This window comes from Nitratidesulfovibrio oxamicus, from assembly GCF_015731765.1.
GTDB lineage: Bacteria > Desulfobacterota > Desulfovibrionia > Desulfovibrionales > Desulfovibrionaceae > Cupidesulfovibrio > Cupidesulfovibrio oxamicus.
This window is the reverse complement of record NZ_VRYY01000433.1, coordinates 1-2082: the sequence shown is the minus strand read 5'-3', so window position 1 is coordinate 2082 and position 2082 is coordinate 1. Positions and strand designations below refer to the sequence as shown.

Genomic DNA, 2082 nt, shown 5'->3' with positions numbered 1-2082 from the left:
CCCGCGTAGGGCACGAGGGCGGCGGGATGCCAGCGCGCGCCGAAGGCGGGCAGCGCATCGTGCGCCACGCCAAGGGCGTCGGCCACCAGTGCGGTGACGGTGTGCCCGGCCAGGCCGAACGCGGCGATGAAGACCGCAAAAAGCCCCGCCAGCACGTGGAACGTGGCGGACGGGGCGTGGAGAACGTGGGCGGATTCGCGCCACTGGCCGGATTCAAGGCAGATGGCCTGCACCGACAGCACTGTGGCGGCGGCCAGGGCCATGCCCGCGAGGGCAACGGCCACTGCGTAGCCCCAGTGACCGGCGGCAAGGGCGGCATGCAGGATGAAGGCCCGCCCGTCCGGCACGAGGAACACGGAAAGCCCCATGCCCGCGAACATGGCAAACCCGAAGAACAGCCCCGTCAGGGGCAGCGCCGCGCGGATGCCGCGCAGGTCGTCCAGTCGGGGAGAACCCGCCGTGCGGGCAAGGCGCGCGAGGGTGAACAGCGCAAGACACCGCGCCGCGAGCTGGTAGATGAGCTGGGTGGTTCCCCCGACCAGTCCGGCGCCGCCGCCGAGGCCAAGGCCGAGAATCATGAGCCCGATGTCGGAAAGGAACATCAGGCCCAGCATGGTGAAGGGGCGTCGGCGTGCCGCTAGGGCCGACACGGCGCCGCCGAGCAACAGCAGTGCCCCCAGCATGGCCAGGAACGGCAGTTCGGCGACAGGCGGAGCGGTGGTCATGCGAGTCTCCGTCGTTGAGCGTGTATGGTGCAAATTGGTTGAACAACCAGTCTGTGACTCCACCTTATTTTGACTGGAGACTTCTTTCAACCCCCCTGATTGTGAATGAGTGGTACAAAACAGGGTGCGACAGAGAAAAAAGCGTGTCTATGCCAGTGTTTGACCGCGCGACCAGTTTTTTCCGATGCAGCATTTTTTTTTTGAAAGTTTATCGGATCATGCTGCAAGTACAAAAGATTTGCCAAAGAAGACGTCAGACGGCTGATCTAATGCGGCGGAAGTGATGTGGCATTTTGTGAAATGAGTAGCGATACGCAGTTGTTTGTGTGAGCAAACACTTTAGTGCGTGATGGTGAATGCATCCGGTCTGTGTTCGGAATGCTATGGAGGCCGTGGTTGTGCCGGGCGGTGGGCAACCGTGCTGTACCATCTGCGCTGTGGAGTGGTGCGGGCGCGGTCCCGTCCGGCATCCTGATGGAGGAGATGCTGGCAGGCTGTGTTTGCGGTTTCGGCAGTGTGCCGCACCGGGGTGCGGCGTGGCGCTGTGTGTTCCGTCCGGTGGGGCGTGCTGCCGCTGGCTGGCACACCATTGCGGCGCGTCAGGAGTTGGCCAGCAGCTTCAATCCGGCGATGCCCGCCACGATGCACAGTATGCAGCCCAGACGCGCGGCGGTTGCGGGCTCGTCGAACAGTACGATGCCGAGCAGCGCGGTGCCCACCGTGCCCACGCCGGTCCACACCGCGTAGGCGGTGCCCAGGGGCAGGTGGCGCAGGGCAACGGCCAGCAGGTACAGGCTGACGGCCATGGCCGCCACTGTGAGCGCCGAGGGCATGGGGCGGGTGAAGCCTTGCGTGTACTTGAGCCCCACGGCCCAACCCACCTCGAACAGCCCGGCGGCGAACAGGGCGATCCATGCGCCGGATGCGCCAGCTGACGCGGAAAGGGTGGCGATGAATGACGCAAGCGACGGGAATGGCGTGAACATGACGACTCCTGTGCCGCGCGGACGCGGCAGGTTGCGGGCAATAAAAAAACCCGGCCTGGGCCGGGCATAAGGACAACACGCCATGGGGGGGCGCAGTCCGTGTCATGCGACGCCCCGAACATAACTATCCCGATGGAAAAGGCAAGCCTGGGCGGCTTGCCGCAGCATGGATGGCGGGCTATCCTGTCATGACGTTTTCCATCATGATCACGCGAAGGCAGGCGTATTGCGATGACGCACCAGGGACACAGGGCGCGCAACGTGGCGTCGGTGCTGCACGGCATTGCCGTGTGCGCCGTGCTGGCGCTGGTCTGCGTGCTGGTTCCCGGCGTGCCCGGTGCGCGGGCCGCTCGGGCCGCCGAGGCGACGGT

At 65.2% G+C, this 2082-nt stretch carries 1 protein-coding gene and 1 pseudogene; both read right to left on the bottom strand.

The features are described 5' to 3' along the window. Positions 1-725: pseudogene (locus FVW20_RS13430) on the bottom strand (oxidoreductase); the annotation flags it as partial. Between the two features lie 599 nt (positions 726-1324). Then, positions 1325-1711: a quaternary ammonium compound efflux SMR transporter SugE gene (gene sugE, locus FVW20_RS13425; RefSeq protein WP_231039104.1), complete on the bottom strand. Its 387-nt coding sequence runs from the start codon at positions 1709-1711 to the stop codon at positions 1325-1327. Positions 1712-2082: the final 371 nt, after the last annotated feature.